General features: G+C 38.8%; 2 protein-coding genes. Both read left to right on the forward strand.

What is annotated here, in order from left to right:
- Positions 1-199: 199 nt before the first annotated feature.
- A complete protein-coding gene (locus AB4371_RS21890) occupies positions 200-679 on the forward strand; it encodes a type II secretion system protein (RefSeq protein WP_017060589.1) in 480 nt (159 codons plus the stop codon).
- A 996-nt stretch (positions 680-1675) separates the two neighbouring features.
- Positions 1676-2427: ISAs1 family transposase (locus tag AB4371_RS21895; RefSeq protein ID WP_372150655.1), on the forward strand; the 752-nt coding region annotated here is incomplete at its 3' end.

Consider the following 2427-nt stretch of genomic DNA (forward strand, 5'->3'; position numbering starts at 1 on the left):
TGCTTAAGGTTCTGTCTATGTACGTATGCTTACATAGCGTTTAACAGTAAGAGGAAATAATTAAGCTATTGTTTATAAAGAAAATTACTTAGAAATTCACACAATAAAACACCAAACCATTATACCCACTAACTGTAATGACTTTGGTATTTAGATTACCCTCATTCCGTCCCTTTAGCAGAGCAAATAATCGGTAACCATGAACAGACAAAACGGCTTCACTCTTTTAGAACTCATCATCTCTGTATTAATTTTAGCGATCGTTTCGGCGACAGCTATGGTCAAGTTCTTAGACGTTCAAGGAAGTGCTCGGGCGAGTAAAATACATGATGTGGCTGGTAACCTTCGCACGGGTATCGATATGATCTACGCGAAGTCAGCGATTGCTGGCGTTGAGGATGAGTGCAACTATGTTGAAAAGACGGAGATTGAGACCTACTACGTTTGTCATGGTTACCCAATCGCCTATGTTGACTCACTAAGAAGACTGCTCAATATCGACGCAACAGAGCTTCATGTCATCAACAAAGAAGTAGACTCTGGCAGCAATGCAGAAAGAGTAGCCGCCATCTCTTTCGACACCGAAAACTACACCTATTCGCCAGAAGGAGACTTTTGTCAGGTGCTTTATCAGCCAGAAAAAGAACCACAGATCGTGGTGCTTGATGGTGCATGTTAAATACTCAACGATTGCACGCTTCCATAGTTAACACAAAGCCACCGCAACAGATCTTTGAATATCATGTGGTTACGCTAACATTTGCTCAAAAATAACACTAATTGATCTAACTTGTTGCTGCTTATACTTTTAGGCAGTGCTCATGGTATAACACCAACCTCATTCATATCTTATTTTCATCACTAGCCGATTAATATTTACATAGACACATATTTGATACATATGTCAATAATAATTCCATTAAAATTCTTTAATCAACACATCATGATAAAAATCATCCTTTCCCTATTTTAAATATCCCACCTTAAAGTTTAATTATTTAAATTTCGTAACAGAATAAATTAAAGTCAATCATTCAACAAATATAATTAATTCTATCATTGATTACTTTAATTAAATCACCAAAACAATACGCCACATAAATTATATTAATATCACATAAAATGACATAATTTAATTTTATCATGAAAAATTCTGATAAATCTCACACATCGATAAACCGAATGAATACCATCAGAAGCTACATTAGAAACCTCTAAATCCAGTCGCTAAACCTACCGCGTAGAAGCTGTGAAATGGATAAATACCAAAACAAATGGATAAATCCCCCTTACCCCTTGTAAATCATTGGCTTTCATTTATAAATTCAACTTTTGGGTGAACATCTCCATAACCTTTCATTAAAGCCCAAATTCTGCGATTAGTATCAACATCTTGAGATAAAATGGTGACATTTTGGTTATATTATTTAGATCGAACTCTTGTGTTGAATGAAAATCCCAGCCATCACATATCCATCACACAAATATAATAACTATCGCTTAGGAGTTAAGCTATCAGGGCAAGATTACGAAGCCCCTTGCCCTGCAAGGACTTGCGAAAGGTAAGCGTTATTGCGGTTCGCTTTTTTCTGCTTTCTTTTGATCCCCAGGGCGGGATCGCACTTTGTTAACAAATATGATCTAATAGCGTCAAACCCTTAGCTAGACAGCCATTTTGAACTTAATTGAGCACCTATCCGTCATCGAAGATACTCGTTCTGACATTAACCAAAAACATGACCTTATTGACGTTATGTTCCTCGTTATTAGTGCTATTGCATCTGGGTGCGAAGGATGGCAAGACATTGAATTTTATGGGGAAGAGAAGTTAAGCTGGTTAAGAAAGTACAGGCCATTCAAACATGGAATCCCCCGACGACACACAATAGCACGCATATTACGCTCAGTTGTTGCGGAGTCATTGCTTGAAGCGTTGGCCTTGTGGATAAACGAACAAAGAGCCAACCAAAATAAACCCATAATCGCATTCGACGGAAAAGTCCTGCGTGGCTCTTATCGAAATGACAGGAAAACAGCGTTGCAGTTGGTCACGGCATATGACACTGAGCGTGGCCTTGTTCTGAGCCAAAAACCGACGGAAAACAAGAATGGCGAGATCAGTGTTGTGCGCCAAATGCTTGATGTTATAAATGTAAAAGGCAGTGTGGTCACGATTGATGCGCTGCATTGCCAGCGCGAAACCCTAGAGAAGATAGAAGAAAAGAAAGCGCATGTTGTTGTTCAAGTGAAGAACAACCAACCGAAACTAAGAGCGGCTGTTGTTGAACAGTTTCAGGCTATCTTCGATGCTAGGAAAGAGAAAATAGTCACTGAAATCAAAGAGACACATCATGGTCGTAACGAAGAGCGATACGTTTTTCAACTTAAGGCTAAGTTGCCCGAAGAACTAGCAAAGAAATGGCCGAC

It is taken from the genome of Vibrio sp. 10N.261.51.A3 (genome assembly GCF_041471965.1).
GTDB classification, from domain to species: domain Bacteria; phylum Pseudomonadota; class Gammaproteobacteria; order Enterobacterales; family Vibrionaceae; genus Vibrio; species Vibrio crassostreae_C.

Excerpts from the sequence above, each read along its gene's own strand:
- AB4371_RS21890 (WP_017060589.1), top strand. The coding sequence starts at position 200 with ATGAACAGACAAAACGGCTTCACTCTTTTAGAACTCATCATCTCTGTA.